The sequence below is a fragment of the Nonomuraea aridisoli genome, assembly GCF_003236395.1.
GTDB classification, from domain to species: domain Bacteria; phylum Actinomycetota; class Actinomycetes; order Streptosporangiales; family Streptosporangiaceae; genus Nonomuraea; species Nonomuraea aridisoli.
Genome location: NZ_POUD01000471.1, coordinates 1 through 3,601, shown reverse-complemented (window position 1 = coordinate 3,601; position 3,601 = coordinate 1). Strand labels below are relative to the sequence as shown.

4 protein-coding genes are annotated in these 3,601 nt (G+C 73.5%); 2 read left to right on the top strand and 2 right to left on the bottom strand.

The genetic code is table 11. The features are described from left to right. Positions 1-58: 58 nt before the first annotated feature. Positions 59-997 carry a helix-turn-helix transcriptional regulator gene (locus tag C1J01_RS46960; protein WP_111185519.1) on the bottom strand — a complete coding sequence of 313 codons (939 nt, stop codon included), beginning with the start codon at positions 995-997 and terminating at the stop codon, positions 59-61. Between the two features lie 50 nt (positions 998-1,047). On the opposite strand from C1J01_RS46960, the gene C1J01_RS46955 reads away from it, so the two are divergent. Beyond that, positions 1,048-2,136, top strand: a complete 1,089-nt coding sequence (locus C1J01_RS46955; RefSeq protein WP_111185517.1) for an epoxide hydrolase family protein — start codon at positions 1,048-1,050, stop codon at positions 2,134-2,136. On the opposite strand, the gene C1J01_RS46950 is transcribed toward C1J01_RS46955, so the two are convergent. Then, positions 2,133-2,483, bottom strand: coding sequence for a VOC family protein (locus tag C1J01_RS46950; RefSeq protein ID WP_111185515.1), 351 nt, complete (start codon positions 2,481-2,483; stop codon positions 2,133-2,135). The two genes, C1J01_RS46955 and C1J01_RS46950, sit on opposite strands and share 4 nt — an antisense overlap. Positions 2,484-2,582: 99 nt before the next feature. Between C1J01_RS46950 and C1J01_RS46945 the strand changes: the two genes are divergently transcribed. Continuing rightward, positions 2,583-3,413: a helix-turn-helix domain-containing protein gene (locus tag C1J01_RS46945; protein WP_111185513.1), complete on the top strand. Its 831-nt coding sequence runs from the start codon at positions 2,583-2,585 to the stop codon at positions 3,411-3,413. Positions 3,414-3,601: the final 188 nt, after the last annotated feature.

Below are 3,601 nucleotides of genomic sequence, written 5' to 3'. Positions count from 1 at the left end.
TCCCCCTTCTGCGTGAAGAACGCTGACGACGACACAGAATGAGATTCTAGACGATCGCTCAGGACGAGAGCAGCCGGCGGCCGAGCGCGTGCACGTGCTCCCTCAGCTCGGGCGGGTCGAGCACCTCGAAGCCGACGTCGAGGAAGGCCACGACCACGGCCATGAGGCGCAGGTCGTCGCCGCGCAGCGTGAGCACGCACCGGTCGTCGCCGGCCGGTTCCACCGTGCCGCTCGTGCGGCCGGCGACCCGTTCGGCGGGGGCGTGCAGCAGGAAGCGGCCCTCGATCGGCCACATCTCGTGGGCCAGGCGGTGCTGCAGCCAGGCGGCCAGGTCGGGCGCGGGCGGCTCGCGCGGGGTGAAACGGGGGCCGTTGGGGGTGCGCAGCCTGATCCGGTCGGCGCGGAAGGTGCGCCAGTCGCTGCGGTCGGTGTCCCAGGCGACGAGGTACCAGCGGTTGCCCTTGGTCACGAGGCTGTACGGCTCCGCCTTCCTGAGCGCGGGCTCGCCGTTCTGGCCGGTGTAGTCGAAGCGCAGCTGCTCGTGGTCACGGCAGGCGGCGGCCACCCGGCTCAGCACGTCGGCGTCCACGGTGGGGCCGTCGCGGTTGACGCGCACGGTGTGGGTCTGCAGCGTGTTGACGCGCCGGCGCAGCCGGTCGGGCAGCACCTGTTCGAGCTTGGCGAGCGCGCGCAGCGACGTCTCCTCGATGCCGGTGACGGTGCCGCCCGCGGCGGTGCGCAGGCCGACCGCGACCGCCACGGCCTCCTCGTCGTCCAGCAGCAGCGGCGGCAGCTGGGCGCCCGCGCCGAGCCGGTAGCCGCCCGCGACGCCGGGCGTGGAGTGCACGGGGTAGCCGAGGGCGCGCAGCCGTTCGATGTCGCGGCGGACGGTTCGGTGGCCGATGCCGAGCCGCTCGGCGAGGTCGGCGCCGGGCCAGTCGCGCCGGCTCTGCAGGAGGGACAGCAGGCGCAGGAGCCGCGCCGAGGTGTCGAGCATCGTCCCATTGTGGCCCGAATCTGACCGCATGGCTCCCTAGCGTGCCCGGCATGAAGGACATCGACCCATTCGTCATCGACATACCGCAGGAGCAGCTGGACGACCTGCGGGACCGCCTGGCCCGCACCCGCTGGCCCGACGAGCTGGAGGGAGCCGGCTGGTCGTACGGGGTGCCGCTGGAGGTGGTGCAGGAGCTGGCCGCCTACTGGAGGGACGGGTACTCCTGGCGCGCGCACGAGGCGCGGCTGAACCGGCTGCCGCAGTACACGACCGTGATCGACGGGCAGCGGGTGCACTTCGCGCACGTGCGCTCGGCGCGGCCGGACGCGCTGCCGCTGCTGCTGACGCACGGCTGGCCGAGCACGTTCGCGGACTTCTCGTACGTGGCCGGGGAGCTCGCGCGCGACTTCCACGTGGTGATCCCGTCCATCCCGGGCTTCGCGTTCTCGGGGCCGACGCGGGAGCCGGGCTGGGGCGTGCGCCGGGTCGCCGCCGCGTGGGCGGAGCTGATGAGCAGGCTCGGCTACGAGCGGTTCGGCGTGCAGGGCGGCGACTTCGGCTCGCTCATCTCGGCCGCGGCCGCCCGGCAGGCCCCCGGCCGGGTGGCAGGGGTCCACCTGAACGCCTCCGTCACGGCCTTCCCCACCGACGACCTGTCCGGGCTGACGGAGGAGGAGAAGGCGCGCGCCGCCGGCGTGGCGGAGTGGCAGGAGGTCTCCGGGTACGCGGTGATCCAGGGCACCAGGCCGCAGACCCTGGCCTACGCCCTGGCCGACTCGCCGGCCGGGCAGCTCGCCTGGCACCTGGACGCGTTCGCCTCCTGGGGCGAGGACGTCAAGGGCGTCTCCCCCGACGACGTGCTGACGAACGTGTCGATCCTGTGGTTCACCGGCACGGCGGGCTCGTCCGGCCGTCTGTACAAGGAGAGCGGCCCCGACTGGGCTCCCCCGGCCGAGCCCGACCCGACGCCGACCGGGTTCGCGGTCTTCCCCGGCGACACCACGGTGCGGCGCTACGCCGAGCAGGTGCACCACGTCGTGCACTGGTCGGAGTTCCGGGAGGGCGGCCACTACGCCGCCCTCCAGGCCCCGGCGTCGCTGGCCGGCGACGTCAGGGCGTTCTTCTCCGGGCTGGTCTAGGACGCGGCCATGAGGCAGAACGGGTGGCCCTCGGGGTCGAGGACCACCGTCCAGTCACCGCCGCCAGGCTGGAAGTCCGGGACGGTCGCGCCGAGGGCCACCAGTTCCTTCACCGCGGTCTCGACGTCGGGCACCGTGAAGTAGAGGTGCGCGTGCTTGCCGTCGGCCGGCCAGCCGGGGCCGCGGTAGCCGTCGATCCGCTGGAAACCGATGGTGACCGGCCCGCCTTCCAGGGCGGCGTACCCGTCGTCGCCGGTGGCCCGCCATCCGGTCAGCCTGGCGTAGAAGCCGGCCAGCGTGGTGGGCTCGGCGCAGTCGATCACAAGAGAGGCGAAGGTCGTTGTCATGCCTTCACCCTGCCGGTGAGCGCCCCTCCGGTTCTTGAACATCCTTGCGCTCGTCCGCGGCGGGCGGGATTGTCGCAGGCGCGGTGTAGCGTCCGGCGGATGCGTTGCTCCACATCCGTGGCCCGGGGTTCCGGGTTCCGGGTCGACACCGTGACCTGCCTCGACGACCACCGGGGGTGGTCGTCCGCCGAGGTGGAGAACCACTACCGGGTGGTGCTGGTGCGGCGGGGGACGTTCCGGCGCATGGCCGACGGTCGGCATGCCGTTGCCGACCCGACGATGGCCTACCTCGCCGTGCCGGGGGTCGAGGAACGCTTCGCCCATCCGGCCGGTGGCGACGTGTGCACGGCGTTGACGCTGGCTCCCGGGTTGTGGCGGGCGATCATCGGCCACGGGCCGGGCCGGTCGGCCGATCTCGCGTTCTACGTCGACGCGCGGCTCGACCTCCTCCACCGCCGCCTGCTGCGGGCCGCGCGCGACGGTGACACGGCGTTCGAGGTCGTCGAGGCGATGTTGCCGCTGGTCGGCGCCGCCACGGGCGGCCCGGCCGGAGGCCCGCGATCCGCGGGCGGCCCGGCCAGGGCGCGGACGAGCGCGGCGGCGGTGGTCGATGCCGCGCGTGAGGCCATCTCCGCCGACGTCCCCGAGGCCGCGGGGCTGGTGTCGCTGGCGGAGTTCCTCGGGGTGTCGCCGTACCGGCTCAGCCGGGCGTTCACCCGCGAAGTGGGCGTCTCCCTCACCCACTACCGCAACAGGGTGCGGGTCGGCCGCGCGCTCGACCGGCTGGAGCACGGCGAGCCGAGCCTCGCCACGCTCGCCGCCGACCTCGGCTTCGCCGACCAGGCCCACCTGACCCGCACGATCCGCCGCCACTGCGGCCACACCCCCGCCGCACTCCGCCGTCTCCTCACCGCCCAGCACACCGACTGACTCATCCCTGGTCGCCGCAGTTGGTCGCCGTCCCCGCGGGTCGAGGAGGTGGCGGGGTGGGTGCCGTCTCTGGAAGTTGAGGAGGTGGTGGGCCCTCGTGGTGCTTTCCTCGTCGGGGGTCGTCGAGGGGCGGTGTCTTGTTCCGCTGGTCTAACGGGAGGGGCTGAGGCTGTCTCTTATACCCATCT